We start from the raw sequence: 18,864 nt of genomic DNA on the forward strand, positions 1-18,864 counted from the left end.
GCATCAAGCGCAATGAAACGGCAGCGGCCTTCGGGCTGCTGCTTTTTTTTGGCCGACTTACACCTGGATCATGAAGTTTGTGTGACATCCGTTCGGTCGTGAGGCGCGTCAACCGCCTATGTCGTAACAGCAGGGCTGACCCGACCTGCCACCAAAAGGACCTGTAGTGATGCTTGCTCGCACCTCCCGTCGCAGTACCCGTATTCAGCCGATCAAACGTGGCGCGGGCGATCCCGCACAGTGGCTGCTCAAGCCATTGGCGCAAGCCGTTGCCTTGTGTCTGGTGGCGGGCAGTGCCGAGGCGGCGACAGCATTCAGTTCTACCTGGTTTGCCGCCAAGGGCGCGGCGCAGCAGGCTTCGGCGTCGCGTCCGGGTGGGGGCGGTCTGCCGGGGATGACCCCACCGCTGGCACAGCAGCAACGGGCCAGCCAGCAATTGCAGCGCTCTTTGCAGACACTTAACAACACCGTGGCAGCGATTGCCGCGCAGCAGGCCGCACAAGCCGCTGGACGTGCCGCCGCATTGGGCAACGTGCAGGTCGTTCCGGATGGATTGGGCGAGGGCGGCCTGAAGATCGATAACAGCCTGACCCAGGGCTGGCTGAACGCCAAAGGCCCGCAACAAACCCAGGCCGACGGCAAGACCACGGTGAAGATCGAGCAGACCGCCGACAAGGCGATTCTCAATTGGGAAACGTTCAACGTCGGCCGCAATACCACAGTGGAATTCGCCCAGCAGGCCAACTGGGCGGTGCTCAACCGCGTCAATGATCCGAGCGCACGGGCCAGCCAGATTCAGGGACAGATCAAAGCGGACGGCACGGTGATGCTGATCAACCGCAACGGCATCGTCTTCAGCGGTGGCAGTCAGGTCAATGTGCGAAATCTGGTGGCGGCAGCCGCGAACATGACCGATGCGCAATTTCGTGATCGGGGTCTGTATTTCGACAGCACCGGCAGTCAGCCATCCTTTACCGATGCTGCTGGCCAGGTGCTGGTGGAGCGTGGCGCTGCCATACAAACGCATCAACCTGCGCTCTCCACCGATGCCGGTGGCTATACCTTGTTGCTTGGCCAGGACGTGCAGAACGACGGCTCGATCAGCACGGCCAAAGGTCAGACGGTGATGGGTGCGGGCGACCGTTTCTACATTCGCAAGGGCTCAGGCACCGACGGCAATGTTTATTCCACCACCTTCGGCAGCGAGGTCATTCCCGGTTTCAAGGCTGACAGCTCGGGCAAGGTCAGCAATACCGGTCTGATCCAGGCATCCACCGGCGACATCACCCTGACTGGCCGCGACGTTCTGCAGAACGGCGTGCTGCTGGCAAGCACTTCGGTGGCGACGCGCGGCACCGTGCATTTGCTCAATCCGGCCAGCGATGCCCAGGGCCGTGTGACCCTGGGCGAGAACGGCGTCAGTGCGATTCTGCTCGACAGCAGCGATCTCACGGCCCTGGACAGCCAGCGCGAGGCGGCGTTGATCGGCGTGAATGCCGACAACCGGATCCGCAGCGATCAGTCCCGCATCGACATCGCCAGCGGTGGCGCCGTTGAATTCAAAAGTGGTTCGATCACCCTTGCGACCGGTGGGCAGGTGGCGGTTGCCGCCGGGCGACGCAGTCTGCTGCGCGAGGGGGCGGTGGTCGACGTGTCCGGCGCCCTCGGCGTGAAAGTGGCCATGGAAGCCAACAACATCAAGATCAACGTGCAGGGCAACGAGCAGCGGGATGCGCCGCTCAATCGCGAGAACGGCGCGCTCAACAGCAGCGATATCTGGGTCGATGTCCGCGAACTGGTATTCGTGCCGGCGGGCACCAACGGTTACGCCACCGACCGCTGGTACACCGCCGGTGGGTTGTTGGAGGTTGGCGGATACCTCGGCACTCAGGGCCATGGCGTCGGTGAATGGATGGCTCAGGGCGGTGAGGTGCGGTTTTCCGGAAATGATGTGATCAGCGAAAACGGTTCGCTGATCAATCTGTCCGGCGGCACACTCGATGTGCAGGGCGGCGAGATTCGCCAGAGTTGGCTGCGCGGTGCGGACGGGCGGTTATACGAAGTGTCGCGTGCGCCGGGCGATATTCTCTACAGCGGTCTTTACAAAGGTTACGAAAGTCACAGCGAGCGCTGGGGTCAGACGGATTATTTCCATAGCCCACTGATTGCACCGACGCGCCGTCAGGAAACGGGGTACACCGTTGGCCGGGATGCCGGGCAACTGGTGATCGCCACGCGCAACGCCGTGCTGGAAGGCCAGCTGTTGGGCGAGGTGTTTCAGGGCGAACGACAAAACCAGGCGCCGCGAGCGGCCCTGGACGGCTATGCCCAGCCTCAGACCGCCCGGGCGCGGCGGGGGCAGTTGGTCGTTGGCAATTACGATGCGGCTTATGTCGCCGCCAGTGCGGGCCTGCTCTATCAACTCGACCCGTTGCTCGATCAGGTGCAAGTGGGGAGCGCCCGTGCCAGCGCAGCGAACGCAGGGCTGACCGACGCGGTCGCTGCTGAGCGCGCCGGCAAACTGTTTCTCGACGCCGGGCTGCTCAATGGTTTCCAGCTGGGCGCGCTGAAGATCTCGGCGAAAAACACGATTGAAGTCGATGAAGGCGTAACCGTGGATCACGGGGGCGACATCACCCTGTTCAGCCCAGATGTGCAGGTCAATGCCGATTTGATTGCGCAAGGGGGCAGCCTGCAGCTGGGCAACGTTTTGAACCAGCTCGCCACCGATCGGCGCGATGACACCAGTCTTCAGGTGCCAACAGGCAAGCAGGCCCGCGTGACGGTTGCGCAGGGCGTGCAGCTGCAGGCGCGCGGTCTGTGGAGCAACCTGTCGAGTAACCCGGACGACGCGGACGGCCTGGCGTACCTCAATGGCGGGACGGTGTCGATCCGCAGCAGCGGCGACATTGTGCTGGCCAGTGGCAGTCTGGTCGATGTCACGTCGGGCGGCGCGATATTGGCCAACGGCAAGACGCGTGGCGGCAAGGGTGGCGACGTGACCCTTGAGTCCAGCGCCAACAGCGCGCCGGGCCACTCACGCCTGGTGCTTGATGGCGAGGTGCAGGGTTATGGCGTGAACGGCGGTGGGACGCTCACTGTGCAGGCCAGCAAGGTCCGGATCGGCGGTGCTGGCGCCGTCGCCGAAGAACAGTCCTTGCGGCTGACGCCGGAACTGTTTCAGACGGGGTTCAGCGCCTACAACATCATCGGTCTGAAGGGCATGGAAGTAGCCGATGAAACGATTATCGATGTGCAGATGCCGGTCTATCGATTCGGCGAATCCGCCTCGACCATTGCGTCCGGCACGTCGCCGCGCGCTGCGCTGGAGCTATGGACGCCCACGTTGTTCCAGGAAGACCCGCTCAAGGGTGTATTGACGCAAAGGGCCGGTGCATCAGTTGCATTGCAGGCCGGTGCGACGCTGGCTGGCTTGATTGACCCTGCCAACAGCCCGTTGTCGCTTGGCGAAGGCGCACGGATCAGTGTCGATCCCGGCCAGCGCATCGGTTTGCGCGGGGCAGAGCAGATCACGGTTGACGGTGAGCTCAACGCCTGGGGCGGCACTGTCGATATCCGTCAACAACAATTCGGCGCGATCGATGTGGCGACATCCTTGCAAGAGGCTGATCCGACCCTGCACAACCGTTCGATCTGGATCGGTGACCATGCCTCGATCGATGTCGCCGGTCGGGCAGTGACCGCCGTCGATGCGCTGGGCCGCGTCTACGGCCAGGTCGGCAAGGGTGGCTCGATCATCGTCGGCGGCGAAATTGATGCGAAGAAAGTCACCGCGACCGCCGCCGATGCTTACGTCATCGTTCGTCAGGGGGCGCGCCTGGAAGCGTCCGGTGCGCAAGCCGTGCTCGATAGCGGTGAACAAGGCCCCGTTCGAGTCGCCACCGATGGCGGGCGGATCAGTTTGAGTGCCTACAATGGTCTGTTCATCGAGGGCAGCTTGCAGGCCAATGCCGGTGGTGCAGGTGCGGCGGGCGGGCGTCTGGAAATCGCTCTGGATACGCCGGCCTACGGTGCCGGGGGATTGACCAACGCCGTGCGGGTGCCGCGGGAATTGATCATTGGCCAAGGGCCCGGATCGGCACTGCCGCAGGCGCTGCAGGCAGGGGAAGCTTCGTCACTTTTACGCTACGGGCGTACGCGCCTGAGTGCTGATCAGCTGATGAGCGGCGGCTTCGACAGCCTGAGTCTGCTGAGCAACGGTCTGATGACGTTCGACGGCGATGTTGACTTGCACATGGGGCAGAGCCTGAGTCTGTTCGCCGGTTCCCTTTCATTGGCCGATTCCGCGCAAGACAGCGCTCGGGTCAACCTCAGCGCACCTTACCTGCGCCTGTCGGGGCCGGGCACCTACTTGAGTTCGGATGTCAAAGTGCGTCCGCGGGTAATGAGCAATCCGACAGCGCAGTTGTCCAGCGCGCAATTCACCGCCAGCGCGAACCTGCTGGATCTGGGCAACTCGCTTTCATTCGGCACCGAAGGGACGCTCGTGCAAACGGCCGCACCCGCGCTTGCAGTCAGCCGTCGTGGCTTTGGTCTGGTCACACTCGACAGCCAGGGTGACATGCGCTTCCTCGAGCCAACCGATGAACAGCAGCGCAGCCGTCTGTGGACTCCGGGTGACATGCACTTGCGTGCTGCGCAGATCTACCCGGCCAGCGGTGTCTCGGCTGATGTGCGAGTGGGTTATCAGACCCAGGCCGGATCGGTGCCGGAGCATACGCTGCGTATCGGCAGCTACGGGCCGGCGCCGACTTTATTGCCTTACTCGGTGTTCGGCAGCCTGACATTCAGCGCGGGACAGATCGAACAGGGGGGCGTCATTCGTGCGCCTTTGGGGCTGATTTCCCTGGGTGATGACTCCATCGTCAAGACCGGTGAGCTTCACCTTCTCCCGGGTAGTGTGACGTCAGTCAGCGCCGCCGGACTGGTCATGCCGTATGGGGGCACCACCGACGGTATCGACTATCGATACAACGACAAGTCGGTTTTCTTGAATGGCATTGCCAGTGCTGCATCCGGGGTCATACTCGATGCGCAATACACCGATGTGCAGGCCGGGGCGGTGATCGATCTTTCGGGCGGCGGCGATCTGCGTGGGGCCGGTTTTGTCTCCGGACGAGGCGGTTCCACCGATGCACGTTTCAATCCGCTGGTACGCAATGCCACCGATGGCACCTTCAGTTTGCCCGGGCTGGCCAGTAATCCCGTGTATGCAATCGTTGCCGGTGATCAGAGCCGCTATGCGCCGATGCTCGCCGAGGCTGGCGCAGTCGATCCGCGCATCGGCCAGCAGATCACCCTCGGTGCCGGCGTTACCGGACTGGCGCCCGGCACCTATACTTTGTTGCCATCGACCTTTGCCTTGTTGCCGGGCGCCTTCCGGGTCGAAATCAATGGTCAAGCGATGGCGGGTTCCATGGACGGTGCGCTGAAGTTGCGCAATGGCTCGTGGACCACGGCCGGACAGCTGTCGATTGCCAATACCGGTATTCGCGACAGTCTGCCCAGCCAGGTCATCGTGACGTCTGCCGACGTGCTGCGGCGCTATTCGCAGTACAACGAAACCGGGTTTACCCAATTTGTGCTCAACGATGCTGCCCGCCGCGGTCTGCCTCGCGCCCGCACACCGCTGGACGGCAACACGCTGCATCTGCGCATGGTCAGTGGCGGCGAGCACGACACAGCCCTGGATTTCGACGGGCAAGTGCTGTTCAAGCCTGCCGAAGGGGGGGTTATTGGTACGGCGGTGGTTCAGGGCGGTTATACCGGCGGTGACTTTGAAATTCTCGGTGCCGGGCACACGCGTACGCCCGGGTTCGACGGTGTTTCGCTGTATGCCGACACCCTCAACCGCTTGAATGCCGGACGCTTGACCATCGGTGGCACCCCGACTGTGTATTACGGCTCCGAGGGCGGCTCGATCAAGGTGATCGGCAATATCGCGGCGATTCGTCTGCGCGAGGGCGCGATTCTCTCCGCGCCAGAGGTCGTGCTGAGCAGCAACAGTGCCAGTGGCGGCATCACCATCGATGCGGGCGCAGGCATCAATACCTTGGGACGAGGCGCCGTTCCGTACGATGCCGCAGCCGGTTTCGTCTACGCACCTGAGCGGTCTAGTCTGCTGGTGGTCTCCAATGGCTGGACACCGGTGCTTGCGCCTGCCGAGGGCGGGGGCGGGAGCATTCGTATCGGCAACTGTCCGACGGCCGATTGCACCGCTGCGGCGTTGCTGTACTCCAACGGCAGCATCATCGCCGCCACCGACAAGGACTTCGAACTGGGCGAAAGCGTGCGCTTTGGCACTCGCCAACTGGGGCTTTCGGTCGGCGTGGTCAATGCCGGCAGTCAGCAAGCACTGGCCGCAGCCAGCGGCCGTGTACCCGCGGGCCTGACGCTTAACCAGAGCGTGCTGGATCGCCTGTTGCAGGGCGACACGCAATTTGGCGCCCCCGCCCTCGAGACCCTGAGTCTGGTGGCCCGCGATGCGTTCAACTTTTTCGGCAGCGTTACCCTCGACACCCTTGATCCACAGACCGGCCAGAGCCGCTTGCAGAATCTGGTTCTGGGCAGCCCGGCCATCTACGGCTCGGGCGCTGCCACCGATGTTGCGACGATCCGCACCCGTAATCTGATCTGGAACGGGGCCACTCAGGCCCCGGGTACGGTGGTCAAGGATGGCGCCGGCACCGGCCACGGTACGCTGGATATCCAGGCGCAGCGGATCGAGCTGGGTTATGGCCCGAATCCGCAGCCCAATGGCCTGGATCGCAATAACCGACTCGCCCTGGGTTTTGCCAGCGTCAACCTCAACGCCAGTGAACGCATCACCGCCAACCACAAGGGCAGTCTGGCGGTGTACGAATCCCAAGGGGCTTATGACGCGGTCAAGGGGTTCAGCTACAGCGGCGGTAACCTCAATCTGCACACGCCACTGCTGACCGGCGAAGCCGCCTCGGTCAGTGATCTCAAGGCCGGCAACCGTCTGACCCTCAGCGGCACCGCCACAACGGCTGTGGCGGACGCGCTTGGCGCACAACTGAGCCTGACGGCACGCAACGTTGTGCTCGACAGCCGCATCGTTCTGGCCAGCGGCAAACTGCTGGTCAATGCCGAGGATGATCTGACCCTTGGCAGCGGCGCGCAGGTGGACATGGCGGGCCGGGTTCTGCCGTTCAACGACGTGAAGAAATACAGCTGGGGCGGCGATGTGTCGTTGCAGAGCAACAACGGCAATATTCGTCAGTCGGCGGGTTCGCGAATCGATCTGTCGGCCGTCAACAATCAGGCCGGGCAACTGAGCGTCGTGGCCCTGGGCACTGACGCCGGGCAGGTTGACCTGCAAGGACAGATCAGCGGAACCAGCAGTGGCTATTACGATGCGGGCGGCACATGGGTGCCGTACAAGGCCGGTGGCGTGGACATTCGCGCCCAGCGCCTGGAAGGTGATTTGAGCCAGGCCTTTGCCAGTCTCAATCAGCGCTTGAACGCGGGCGGGGTGGTGGGCAGTCGCAGCTTCCAGTTCAAGCAGGGCAATCTGCTTGTCGGTAACGGACTCAAAGCAGGCGAGGTCAATGTCTCGGTGGACAACGGCAACCTGACCGTGGACGGGTTGATCGATGCCAGCGGCGAACGGGTCGGCTCTATCCGGCTGGCCGCGAAGAACGCGCTGACACTGACTGGCAACGCGGTGCTGGATGCCCATGGCCGCGTACTGCGCGTCGACAGCTACGGCAAGATCATCGACGCACCGAACCGCGCCATGGTTGAACTCAATTCGACTGACGGCGTGCTGACACTGGCCGCTGGTGCACGGATTGACTTGCGGCACGGCACCGACGCACTGACGGGTAACCAGGCGGGACAACGCGACGGCCTGTTGCGCGGGACGCTGGAGCTCAATGCACCGCGTCTGGGCGGCGGTGATATTGCGGTTGATGCCAGCGGTACGTTGACTGTTCAAGGCGCCCGCTCCATCGGGTTGAATGCCGTTCGCCGTTACAGCGATGCCGCCGATGGCACCGATCCGGCGGCCAGCGGTCGCCCGTATCAAGTGATCGATCAAGCCTATCTGGACGCCATTCATGCCGACAGCAGCGGTTTCATCGATGCGGCACTGAACAACAGTGATCTGCTGCAGCGCAAATTGGCCGGCCTCAACAACGCGACCTATGCCGATGCGTTTCATCTGCGCCCGGGGGTCGAAATCGTCAGCAAAACCGCCGACGGCGATCTGGTGGTGCAGGGCGATCTCGACCTGTCCGGCTACCGCTACGCCAGCCTTAACCCCCACACTCGGCTCACCTCGGTGTACGGCAGCGGGGAAGCGGGCAATCTGTTGATCCGTGCCGGTGGCAACCTTGATATCTACGGCAGCATCAACGACGGTTTTGCGCCCCCACCGGAAACCGTGGACGACGCCGGCTGGAAACTGTTGCCGGGGATACAGCCGTTCGGCGGCGACCTGATCGTACCGGGCAGTGGTGTCAGCCTTGCCGAAGGGACGCTCTTCCCGGTCGGTGCGACATTGAATTACGACCTGCCGATTCAAGCCGCCACGTTGGCCGCAGGCACGGTGTTGCCGGTACAGGCCACGCTGGCCGCACCCTACTCGCTACAGGGTGGAACGGTGCTGGCCGGCGATGTGCACGACGCGACGGGAAACCTGATATATGCCGCCGGTACGCTGCTCGACAATGCCGTGACCCTCCCGGCAGGCAGCCGATTGGGCGCCGGCATCCGCTTGAACAACGCCACCGCCCTGCAGACCCTGCTCTGGCCCAAAGGCGTGCCGTTGCCGGGTGCCGTTGATGCCGATAATAGAACGGTGGGTGTTGGGTTGAACGGTACGTTGGCGCTGTTGCGCGGTTCGCTGATTCCATCCATGACCAACGTGAAGTTGGTGGATGGCACGGTCTACCTCGACCTGCGTCCCGCCAATGGCGAACAACAGGGGCGTAACTGGGCGATCGCCAGCATGCTGCCGGCGGGGAGTGCGTCGTGGTCGATGCGCATGGTCGCAGGCGCCGATCTGGCCGCAGCCGACAGCCGTAGCGTGAGACCTCAGGCCAGCGCCGGCAACTTGCAGATGGCCGACACCCATTATGGTGTGAGCATGACTGAGGTGGCTGGCAAACTGGTCTGGGCCGTGGATAACGAGTATGGCTTTACACCGTACGAACCGGTTCCCGAGGAATATCTTGTGCTCTGTGAGATTGCTCCCGGTGCCTGCGCCCCGATGGCGCGCAGTGTATGGGCCCCTGGCAACTGGATGGGCATGCCGGATTACACACCGATGAACGATGACGAATTGTTCTGGTGCTCCATCGACCCGGCACTGTGCATTGAAAACAATCCGAGCAAGAGCGCCCAGGCCCACACGCAGATGTTCAGCGTTTTGCGTACCGGTACCGGTGACCTGGACTTGATGGCGGCCGGTAATCTGAGCATGGCTTCACCTTTCGGTGTGTACACCGCCGGCACCCAATCGGGTGACGTCGATGCGCGTTATAACCAGGCGCGCGGCCGGCTATCGGCTGATGGATCGGTATTGGGCAGCGCTGGCAGCGATTACGAAAAATGGGTCGATGGCGGCAGTGCCAGCCTTTATCAGGCCTGGTATCCACAGATGGGCGGTAACCTGACGATCAATGCTGGCGGGTCTGTGTCCGGCGACGTGCTCGGGCGTCGCTCGGTCGCCACGGGCGACGGTACGCGGGAGCAGGTGCCGAGTGTGGCAGTGGGCAATTGGCTGTGGCGCCAGGGCACCGGCAACAACGATGTACCGACTGCCTGGTGGATCAACTTCGGCAGCTACGCTGCGCAGCCAATGCCGGCACAGGGCGTGGAAACCAAGCCTTATCTGGTGGGTTTTACCGGGTTCGGTACGCTGGGCGGCGGCAACATCAGTCTGAGCGCTGGCGCAGATGCCGGCATGCTAAAGCCCATGGGCGATGACAAGTATGCGTCGTATCCACGTAGTCAGGGGTTGATCGTGGCAGTCGGCAGTACGGGACGCGTGGGCAGCGACGGTAACCTGCAACTGACCGGTGGCGGAGATCTGGATATTCGTCTGGGCGGTGTCCTCAATCCGTCTCTGCAAGCACGTGCCGGCCTGCAAGGTACCGGCACGCCGACCCACGATTTGCAGGGCGCGCTCATCAACCTGCGCGGCGCGGCGCAACTGACGGGCGCAGCGTTGGGCGGAATCAATCTGCAGTACGGCGCTTCTGCGCTGTTTCATGACCCAAGGGAAACGCGCGCTTTCGATCCGTTCAACTCGACGGCCAGCAATGCCAGTGGTGGGCTGGTGCTGATTCCCGGCGACTCCGGCATGCGCCTCAACACTCGGGGTGATCTGGTGCTGGGTGGCGCCACGGATCCGGGTCGCGTGCGGTTACAAAACTCCACGCCGTTTACCACGGCCGATGGCGTTTACCATGCGGGTGGCGGCTTGAGTGGTTTCTCGCTGTGGACCGATCACACCGCCATCGATTTATTCTCGGCGGGCGGTAACCTGACACCGAGCACTCAATTGATGGAGACCACCGGGCAGGACCCCGTCGCCGGGCTTAACACGTCACCTACGGATGACCGCTTCGTCATTCCTTCGATATTGCGTGCGGTGGCCGGCCAAGGCTCTATTTACGCGGGACCATCAGCCACTTACGGCGTAGGCAACCCGGCACCGGTCGTGGGCTATTCGTTGCTATTGGCACCTTCCAGCGCGGGGCAACTTGAACTGATCGCAGGGGATTCGATCTATGCCGGTGGCTACGCGATCAATCAGTCAGGGGCCAGCCCGGCGGCACTCGCCACGCCGTTGACACCTGCGTTCAATGGCTACGCCAACAACCAGTTCAGTCGCCCTGTCATGACCAATGCCGGCAGCGACGGCGTATTGGCGGATACCAATTCGCGCTATCCGCTGTTTGCCTTTGGTCCCGATAGCTATTCGGGGTTGAGCAGGGTTCAGGGGCCGGCGCGCTTCTATGCACTGACCGGTGACCTGGTGGGTATTCGCACGGGTGAAACGCTGGCGTTCGCGACCACAAAGCGCACCTGGTACGAATCGGCAGGCCCGGTCTGGATGGTGGCAGGGCGCGACATCGTGGCGTCCGGTACCAACCTGGGCCAACCCACGAATGCGCCCACCGGCGGCATGGGGCGCAATAACGAACAGGTCGCATCGACCGGCAATCTGTTCGTGCATAACGATGCGCGCGACATTTCGAGGGTTTCGGCCGGGCGCGACATTCTGTACAGCAGCTTCGACATTGCCGGCCCAGGGGTTCTGGACGTCAGTGCAGGGCGCAATATCATGATGGAAGATCGTGCCAGCATCACCAGCCTCGGCCCTCTCGCGGCGGGTGATCATCGCTCCGGTGCAACTATTGTGATGCAATCAGGCGCGGGCGCGCAGGGGCCGAATTACTCGCGGTTCGTTGCGCGTTATCTGAACCCGCAAAACGTCGCGGATTCGGCTGTGGCCCTGAGCGCGCAACCGGGCAAAGTGGTCAAGACCTATGTCGAAGAACTGCAGAGTTGGCTGAGCCTCGGTTATGGCTTCAAGGGTAGCGATGAACAGGCGCAAGCCTTCTTCGCCGCTCTGCCGAGTACCGAGCAGGCGATCTTCGCCCGCCAGGTGTACTTCGCCGAACTGCGCGCCGGCGGCCTGGAATATACCGATGCCAATGGCCCGCGCACCGGCAGTTACCTGCGCGGTCGCAATGCCATTGCGGCGTTGTTCCCGAACACCGATGTGGCGGGCAATCCGATTCGCTACGACGGCGATATCACCCTGTACGGCGGCGCCGGGGTCAAGACGCTGTTTGGCGGCGATATCCAGATGCTCACGCCGGGCGGTGGTCAGGTGTTCGGCATCGAAGGCGCGGCGCCACCGTCGACGGCGGGGATCATCACTCAGGGCTCGGGCGATATTCAACTGTACTCGCAAGGCAGCATTCTGCTCGGCCAGAGCAGGATCATGACGACGTTCGGCGGCTCGATTCTCGGCTGGTCCGCCGAGGGCGACATCAACGCCGGTCGCGGCTCGAAAACCACTGTGGTCTACACGCCGCCAAAACGCGTCTATGACACCTGGGGCAACGTCACGCTGTCGCCGTCGGTGCCGAGCACCGGCGCCGGTATCGCCACGCTCAACCCGATCGCCGAAGTGGCGCCGGGCAACATCGACCTGATCGCGCCGCTGGGCACCATCGATGCCGGCGAAGCGGGGATTCGCGTCTCGGGTAACGTCAACATCGCTGCGCTGACGGTAGTCAACGCCGCGAACATTTCGGTGCAGGGCAAGGCGACCGGCGTGCCCGTGGTGTCGGCGGTCAACACCGGCGCAATCACCTCGGCCAGTTCGGCAGCATCCTCGGCGACCCAAGCGGCGGAAGACGTCGCCCGTCAGCAACAGGCGGCGGCGCGGCAGAATCAGGCCTCGGTGTTCACTGTGCAGGTATTGAGCTTCGGCAACGAGCAACTGGCGCCGTCGCGCGATGGTGCCAGCCGGGCACCGGCGACGGGCTACAACCCCGACAGCCCGGTGCAGGTACTCGGCGCCGGCGCGCTGGATGAACAGGCGAAACAGCAGCTGACCGAGGAGGAGCGTGGGCAGCTGACGTTGTAAAAGACTCTCGTGCAGTACGTTTGGGCGGCCGGTTGGCCGCCTTTGTTTAGAGTGAAGGGTTAGGGGATATTTTTGTCGAGCGTGAAGCACCCTGAGTATGTCGATCTCCCCATTCACCCGATGAACCAGCAGATAGTTTGGATGAATCACCATTTCGCGAGTGCCAGACACCCGACCGGATCGGTAGCCATGGGGTATGGAAGAAAGTTTCTGCGCTGCGGCAACGGCTTTACGTTGAAAGGAAACCGAAGCAACGGAGTTGTGCTGATCGATGTAATCAATGATGTCAGCCAGTTGACGAATAGCCTTGTAGCTCCATTTAACCCGCAGCGCGGCGCTTCCTGCGGTTTTCTTCATTCATCTGATCGAGCAACACCATTGCTTCGGCATGGGGAATGCCAGGGTGCGGATCATCAAGTGCTTGCTGGACCTGCGCACGAAACCAAAGGTCGTATTCCGCAGCCTCTTCTTCGGTTTCGAAGTCTGAAACGATAAGTGAAAGTTCAGCGCTCATCATGACCTCCATGATCAATGTGAAGCAGTCTAAGGGGGATGTGGCTTGTTGTCGTCACTGGCGGGACGAGGGAGACATCATCCGCAAACAGACGATGCAAATCTGTCAGACGCTTCGCTTGTGATGCACGTGAAGTCGATCAGCTGTGTAGTTCGATTCTGTAGGAAATCAGCTTTTGATCATCGGGCTGACAGCCGCCGCTCAAAGCCGCGGCCACAGCCACGCTGCACTCAGTTACCGTCTGCAACCTTACGCTCGATCTCATCGACTTTGCGCTGCAGCTCTTCAGCTTCCTGCTCTTTGACCCGAGTGGAAGAGGGCGTGATGATTTTGTCCACGCCTTCGGTCTTGCCATCGCGGTCCTGCAGATCGCGTTCGACCACGTTCACTGGTTTGCCGCTGGCATCGGTGGGCGGGGCGTTGGGGGTTTTGTCGTCGTTGGGATTCATGGCGCTGGCCTCCTGTTGATGTACACATTGGAGACAGCGCGGCGGCAGACGTTCGAAATTTTTAAGCGCCATGGCCCTCTCCCGCAGGAGAGGGCTCAGCGGCGATTTCAGTCTTTGAGAATGTCGCGATCCTTGGTTTCCGGCAGGAAGAACGTGCCGAGTATCGCCGTCGCCACTGCAATGACGATCGGGTACCAGAGCCCGTAGTAGATGTCACCGGTGGCGGCGACCATGGCGAAGGCCACGGTCGGCAGAAAACCGCCGAACCAGCCGTTGCCGATGTGGTAAGGCAGCGACATCGAGGTGTAGCGGATGCGCGTCGGGAACAGTTCGACCAGCCACGCGGCGATCGGGCCATAAACCATGGTCACGTAGATCACCAGAACGGTCAGCAGAAGCAACATCATCGGATAGTTGATTTTCGCCGGATCGGCTTTTTCCGGGTAACCGGCGTCCTTCAACGCCGCGCCGAGGTTGGCGGTGAAGGCGTCGTTGCGGGCTTTGAAGTCGGCGGCGGGGAGGGCGCTGCCTTCGAAACTCTCGACGACGCGATCACCGATGCGCACCTGCGCGACCGTGTTCGGTTCGGCAGCAACGTTCTCATAAGGGATCGCGCGTTTCGCCAGCAAGGTTTTCGCCAAGTCACAGGAGCTGGTGAATTTGGCCTTGCCCACCGGATCGAACTGGAATGAACACTGATCAGGATTGGCGATCACCTTGACCGGATTTTTCTCCTGCGCGACGAACACGTCCGGGTTGCCGTACTGGGTCAGCGCAGTAAAGATCGGAAAGTAGGTCAAAGCAGCCAGAATGCACCCGGCCATGATGATCGGCTTGCGCCCGATGCGATCGGACAGGCTGCCGAAAATCACGAAGAACGGTGTGCCGATCAGCAGCGAGCCGGCAATCAACAGGTTGGCGGTCTGCGCGTCGATTTTCAGGGTTTGCAGCAAGAAAAACAGCGCATAAAACTGCCCGGTGTACCAGACCACCGCTTGCCCGGCCGTGCCGCCGAGCAGCGACATGATTACCACTTTGAGGTTGTCCCAGCGCGCGAAGGATTCGGTCAGCGGCGCTTTCGATGCCTTGCCTTCGTCTTTCATTTTCTGAAAGACCGGCGACTCGCTCAGTTGCAGGCGGATGTACACCGACACGGCCAGCAGAATGATCGACAGCAGAAACGGAATCCGCCAGCCCCACGCCTCGAACGCTTCGGTGCCCAGCGCCGTGCGGCAGGCGAGAATCACCAGCAACGACATGAACAGGCCGAGGGTGGCGGTGGTTTGAATCCACGAAGTGAAGAAACCGCGCCGATTACGCGGTGCGTGTTCGGCAACATAGGTCGCCGCGCCGCCGTATTCCCCGCCCAGCGCCAGGCCTTGCAGCAGACGCAGGGTAATCAGGATGACCGGGGCGGCGACACCGATGGTCGCGTAGCCGGGCAGCAGACCAACGATCGCCGTCGACACGCCCATGATCACGATGGTGATCAGAAACGTATGTTTGCGTCCGATCATGTCACCCAAGCGTCCGAAGACGATGGCGCCGAACGGCCGCACCGCAAACCCGGCGGCGAAGGCCAGCAGGGCAAAGATGAAGGCGGTGGTTTCGTTGACGCCGGCGAAGAAGTGTTTGGCGATGATTGCCGCCAGTGAGCCGTAGAGGTAAAAGTCGTACCACTCGAAAACCGTGCCCAGCGAAGAAGCGAAGATGACCTTGCGCTCCTCCCTGGTGATGCCGCCGCTGCGGGGCGGTGTGCCGGTGGATGCTGTGTCGATTGTGGCCATGGGTGTTCTCCGTCGTGCTTATTGTTGTAGGCCGGAGTCCCCCGTTACTGCCTGTCGCACTCTGGCCCGTTGGCATCTTCCGCCGTTGCGCTAGCGTGAAGCTTGCACAGTCTGACCGCCTCGCAGGGCTGCAAGGTTTCCTGAAGCATAATCAGCTTTTGCCAGATATCCACTCGGCCTACGCTTTGACCCAGCGCTGCCGGCTCCAGGCACTCAACCAGTCGACCAGAAACACCAGCAGCAGCATCGCCAGAATCACCGTGCTGGCCTGCGCTTCCTGGAACAGGCTCAAACTGACATAGAGCATCTGGCCCAGACCGCCAGCGCCGACAAAACCCAGCACGCTGGCCATGCGGATATTGTTCTCCCAGCGATACAGGCAGTAGGCGAGCAATTGCGGCGCGAGGTTCGGCAGGGTGCCGTAGCAGAACGCGACAATCGGATTGCCGCCCTGCAGGCGGATTGCCTCGGCCGGTTGCGGCGGCGTGTTTTCCAGCGCTTCGGCGAACAACCGACCGAGCACGCCAGTGGTGTGCAGGGCGAGGGCGAGGGTACCTGCGTTCGGTCCAAGGCCGGCGGCAAGCACCATCAGCGCCGCCCAGACCAGCTCCGGAATCGCGCGCAAGCCATTGAGCAGCAGGCGCGCTGCACTTTGCAGCGGCCAGCCGAAACGCCCGGCGGCGGGCAGCGCCAGCACAATGCCGAACACCGCCGCGAGCAGGGTGCCCAGGGCCGACATGGCCAGGGTTTCCAGCGAGCCGTGAACGATGGCTTTCAGGTAACCGGCGCTCAAGTCAGGGCTGAGAAAGCGCTGCACATAACTGCCCATCTGCTTGAGGCTGTTGGCACTGCCCAGTTCGGCCAGATCCAGTTCCAGATAAGCGAAGGAGGCGACTACCGAGAGCGCGATGGCGGCGGTCAACAGCAAATTGATCAGGCGTCTCATGTCAGCCTCCAGCGCAGCAGGCGGCTGAGTTGGTCGGCGCACAGCACCAGCAGCAGGAACGTCAGCAACATGCTGGCGACTTCACCGCCGGCGAACATGCGGATCGACAGGTCGATCTGTTGCCCCAGGCCACCGGCGCCGACAAAACCCATCACCACCGACGCGCGGATCGCGCACTCCCAGCGATACACCGTGTAGGAGAGCAATTCGGCGGCAACATTTGGCAACGTGCCGTAAGCAAACGCCGCCAGCCGACCGCTGCCGGCCTGCAACAACGCGTGCGCCGGGCGCTGGTCGGTGGATTCGAAGATCTCCGCGTAGACCTTGCCGAGCATGCCGCTGTAGGTAATGGCGATGGCCAGCACACCCGCCGCCGGGCCGAGGCCAACGGCACGCACAAACAACAGCGCCCAGACGATCTCCGGCACGCTGCGCAAAAAGATCAGCAAGCCGCGTATCGGCCAGCGCAGCAAACGCCCGGGCAAGCTCGGCACGCCGCCGCGCGAAGCGGCAGAAAGTGACAGTGCGCGGCTGGCGATCAGGCTTGCCGGCACCGCCAGCAGCAGGGCCAGCGCCATGCCCGCCGTGGCGATCGCCAAAGTTTGCAGGGTGGCTTTGAACAGTAATTGCAGAAACGCTTGATCGTGCGCCGGTGGCCAGAATGCCGAAACGAAACGGCCCATTTCGTTCTGGCTATCGGCCTGGAATAACACGCCCAGATCCAGCTCGCTGAGCTCAATGCCCGGCCACAACAGGGCCAGCGCCAGCAGCGTCAGCAACAATCGCGGCCACGCCGCCGGGTCCCGTGAATCGGCCTTCAGCATCGTGGAATCTGCACGATCAAAGGTGCCACCGCTGGCGCCGACGATTGCAATTGTTCATTGGCGTACAGCGCATCGAGCTTGTCGCGGCTGACTTCAGCAGAAGGGCAGTCGAAAAGAACCTGCCCGTCGCGCAAGCCGATGATCCGTGGAAAGTGCGCCAACGCCAGATCCACCGCATGCAGGCTCGCCACCAGCGTGACGTTGTGTTCGCGAGCATGGCGCGACAGGATCGCCAGCGTGTGGCCGGCGAGGACCGGGTCCATCGCTGAAACCGGCTCGTCGGCGAGCAATATTTCCGGCGCCTGATACAGCACTCGCGCAATGCCGACGCGCTGCAGTTGCCCGCCGGACAATTGCTGGCAATGGGCGAACAGTTTGTCGCCCAGATCCAGCCGCGCCAACGCCGCGCGCGCCCCCGCCACGTCCAGCGGATGCAGCAGGTTCAACAGACTTTTACCCAGACTCCACTGGCCGAGCTTGCCGGCCAGCACTGCGGTGATGACGCGCTGGCGCGGCGGGATGGGTGGCGCCTGATGCACCAGACCGATGCGCGCGCGCAGGCGCTGGCGCTGACGGGCCGACACGTGCCAGGCGCGCTCGCCGAGCACTTCGATGTCGCCACTGCTGGGCTTGAGCGCAGTTGCGAGCAGATGGAGCAGGCTCGATTTGCCAGCGCCGGACGGGCCGATGATCGCGACTTGTTCGCCGGCAGCAATCTGCACGTCGATATGGCGAAGGGCATCGACGCCATTGGCATGGCGCAGGCTGCCCTGGGTGAGGCGTAGGGTCATTTCAGCAGTTCGGCGGCGCGGGCGGCTTCCTCGATGCCCTTGTAGTTTTCGGGCTTGGTGTCGATGAAACGACTGGCGGCCTGCAGATCAAGAATCTTCTTCTGCTCGGGATTGGCCGGGTCGAGGTCGAGGAACGCTTTCTTGATTTTTGCCGCCAGCTTCGGATCAAGGGTGCCGCGCACGGTCCAGTTGTAATCGAAGTAGGTCGGGGTGGTGGCGAAGACCTTGACCTTGTTGGTGTCGACCTTGCCGGCGTCGACCAGTTTCTGCCAGACGCTGGCGTTCAACACACCGGCATCGACCTTGCCGGCCTGCACCCAGGCAACGGTGGCGTCATGCGCGCCGGAGTAGGCGACGCGGCTGAAGAAGCCCTCAGGCTTGATGCCGTCGTTCTTCAGCATGAAGTAACGCGGCATCAGGCTGCCCGAGGTGGACGACACCGAACCAAAGGCGAAGGTCTTGCCCTTGAGGTCGGCGAGGCTTTTCACATTGGGGTCGGCGGTGATGAATTTGCTGGTGAACTGCGCGTCCTGCTCGCGCTGCACCAGCGGGATCACTGGGGTGGTGGCGTCGGTCTTCAAACGTGCCTGCACAAAGGTGAAACCGCCGAGCCAGGCCATGTCGAGGCGATCGGTGGCAAGGGCTTCAACCACTGCGGGGTAATCGGCGACGGGAACGAATTGCACCTTCATGCCCAGTTGCTGCTCAAGGTAGGCACCCAGCGGTTCGAACTTGCGCAGCAACTCGGTCGGGGCTTCGTCGGGAATCGCGCTGACGCGCAGGACATCAGCGGCTTGCGTCATCAGGGCAGAAAAGGACAGGGCCAGGCCGGCGGTGAAGGCGAGGGTACGCTTGAACATAGAATTCTCCGTTTCATAAGCGTCAACATTTGAAGGGC

General features: G+C 62.5%; 8 protein-coding genes and 1 pseudogene. 1 reads left to right on the top strand and 8 read right to left on the bottom strand.

The window, feature by feature from the left end; translation table 11 throughout:
- Nucleotides 1-169 precede the first annotated feature (169 nt).
- Nucleotides 170-12,655, top strand: coding sequence for a filamentous haemagglutinin family protein (locus ACP7D9_RS02310; protein WP_426155435.1), 12,486 nt, complete (start codon nucleotides 170-172; stop codon nucleotides 12,653-12,655).
- A gap of 126 nt (nucleotides 12,656-12,781) precedes the next feature.
- On the opposite strand, the pseudogene ACP7D9_RS02315 reads toward ACP7D9_RS02310, so the two are convergent.
- The 8 genes and pseudogenes from ACP7D9_RS02315 to ACP7D9_RS02350 all read right to left on the bottom strand — a co-directional run.
- A pseudogene (locus tag ACP7D9_RS02315) lies at nucleotides 12,782-13,012 on the bottom strand (type II toxin-antitoxin system RelE/ParE family toxin); the annotation flags it as partial.
- Nucleotides 12,975-13,169: a stability determinant gene (locus ACP7D9_RS02320; RefSeq protein WP_426155437.1), complete on the bottom strand. Its 195-nt coding sequence runs from the start codon at nucleotides 13,167-13,169 to the stop codon at nucleotides 12,975-12,977. The pseudogene ACP7D9_RS02315 and the gene ACP7D9_RS02320, both read right to left, overlap by 38 nt.
- A 230-nt stretch (nucleotides 13,170-13,399) precedes the next feature.
- On the bottom strand, nucleotides 13,400-13,618 hold the full coding sequence (locus tag ACP7D9_RS02325) for a hypothetical protein (RefSeq protein ID WP_056789562.1): 219 nt from the start codon (nucleotides 13,616-13,618) through the stop codon (nucleotides 13,400-13,402).
- A gap of 107 nt (nucleotides 13,619-13,725) precedes the next feature.
- On the bottom strand, nucleotides 13,726-15,405 hold the full coding sequence (locus ACP7D9_RS02330) for an MFS transporter (RefSeq protein ID WP_426155439.1): 1,680 nt from the start codon (nucleotides 15,403-15,405) through the stop codon (nucleotides 13,726-13,728).
- A gap of 178 nt (nucleotides 15,406-15,583) precedes the next feature.
- Nucleotides 15,584-16,351 (bottom strand): phosphonate ABC transporter, permease protein PhnE, encoded by a 768-nt coding sequence (gene phnE, locus ACP7D9_RS02335; protein WP_426155441.1) that lies wholly within the window; start codon nucleotides 16,349-16,351, stop codon nucleotides 15,584-15,586.
- Nucleotides 16,348-17,175, bottom strand: a complete 828-nt coding sequence (locus ACP7D9_RS02340) for a PhnE/PtxC family ABC transporter permease (protein ID WP_313001743.1) — start codon at nucleotides 17,173-17,175, stop codon at nucleotides 16,348-16,350. The genes phnE and ACP7D9_RS02340 overlap by 4 nt, the downstream gene beginning before the upstream one ends.
- A complete protein-coding gene (locus ACP7D9_RS02345) occupies nucleotides 17,169-17,966 on the bottom strand; it encodes a phosphonate ABC transporter ATP-binding protein (protein WP_426155443.1) in 798 nt (265 codons plus the stop codon). The genes ACP7D9_RS02340 and ACP7D9_RS02345 overlap by 7 nt, the downstream gene beginning before the upstream one ends.
- A complete protein-coding gene (locus tag ACP7D9_RS02350; RefSeq protein ID WP_426155445.1) occupies nucleotides 17,963-18,826 on the bottom strand; it encodes a putative selenate ABC transporter substrate-binding protein in 864 nt (287 codons plus the stop codon). Before ACP7D9_RS02350 ends, ACP7D9_RS02345 begins: the two co-directional genes overlap by 4 nt.
- Nucleotides 18,827-18,864 lie beyond the last annotated feature (38 nt).

This window comes from Pseudomonas sp. TSRC2-2 (genome assembly GCF_049897785.1).
In the GTDB taxonomy this organism is placed as follows: Bacteria; Pseudomonadota; Gammaproteobacteria; order Pseudomonadales; family Pseudomonadaceae; genus Aquipseudomonas.

Bases quoted from the DNA above. Each gene is read 5' to 3' on its own strand.
- ACP7D9_RS02310 (WP_426155435.1), top strand. From the start codon at position 170: ATGCTTGCTCGCACCTCCCGTCGCAGTACCCGTATTCAGCCGATCAAA.
- ACP7D9_RS02320 (WP_426155437.1), bottom strand. From the start codon at position 13,169: ATGAGCGCTGAACTTTCACTTATCGTTTCAGACTTCGAAACCGAAGAA.
- ACP7D9_RS02325 (WP_056789562.1), bottom strand. From the start codon at position 13,618: ATGAATCCCAACGACGACAAAACCCCCAACGCCCCGCCCACCGATGCC.
- ACP7D9_RS02330 (WP_426155439.1), bottom strand. From the start codon at position 15,405: ATGGCCACAATCGACACAGCATCCACCGGCACACCGCCCCGCAGCGGC.
- phnE (WP_426155441.1), bottom strand. From the start codon at position 16,351: ATGAGACGCCTGATCAATTTGCTGTTGACCGCCGCCATCGCGCTCTCG.
- ACP7D9_RS02340 (WP_313001743.1), bottom strand. From the start codon at position 17,175: ATGCTGAAGGCCGATTCACGGGACCCGGCGGCGTGGCCGCGATTGTTG.
- ACP7D9_RS02345 (WP_426155443.1), bottom strand. From the start codon at position 17,966: ATGACCCTACGCCTCACCCAGGGCAGCCTGCGCCATGCCAATGGCGTC.
- ACP7D9_RS02350 (WP_426155445.1), bottom strand. From the start codon at position 18,826: ATGTTCAAGCGTACCCTCGCCTTCACCGCCGGCCTGGCCCTGTCCTTT.